Below are 545 nucleotides of genomic sequence, written 5' to 3' on the forward strand. Positions count from 1 at the left end.
GCTCCCAGGGTGCTGCCGATCGAGCGGCCAGTTTGATCAGGCTGGAGATGCGAAGGTCAGCCGGACGGCTGCTCTTCGGCGGCGGAGAGCGATGAGGAGGACCAACGACCCCGCGCTCGCCGCCGCATCTCCCGGCACGGAAGCCGGGAGCAGCGCGACCGGATCTCAGTACGAGCCGAACTTGTAGTTCAGGCCGGCGCGGACGACGGCGAACTCGTCGGAGCGGCGACCGACGCCGCTGTAGACGACGGGGAAGTTGTTGGCGGCGTTGATGACGAACGCGCCCTGGTTGCGGGTGTTGCGGTCCAGGTTGACGTACAGGCCTTCGACCTTGAGCGTCACGGCCGAGGAGCGGAAGAAGTTCAGGAACGAGTCGGTGGGGAGCGCGTACTCGATGCCGCCGCCGACCGCGTAGCCGGTGCGGAAGCTGTCGTTGCCGGCGTAGCCGCCGAACGAACGGTCAGCGCTGCCCGAGCCGTAGGCGAAGCCGCCGGTGCCGTACACGAGGGTGCGGTCGAAGGCGTAGCCGAGGCGGCCGCGCACGG

1 protein-coding gene is annotated in these 545 nt (G+C 69.0%); it reads right to left on the reverse strand.

What is annotated here, in order from left to right; genetic code table 11:
• Positions 1-165 precede the first annotated feature (165 nt).
• Positions 166-545: outer membrane protein (locus MKK88_RS19465; RefSeq protein WP_409566679.1), on the reverse strand; the 380-nt coding region annotated here is incomplete at its 5' end.

The organism is Methylobacterium sp. E-005 (genome assembly GCF_022829725.1).
GTDB lineage: Bacteria > Pseudomonadota > Alphaproteobacteria > Rhizobiales > Beijerinckiaceae > Methylobacterium.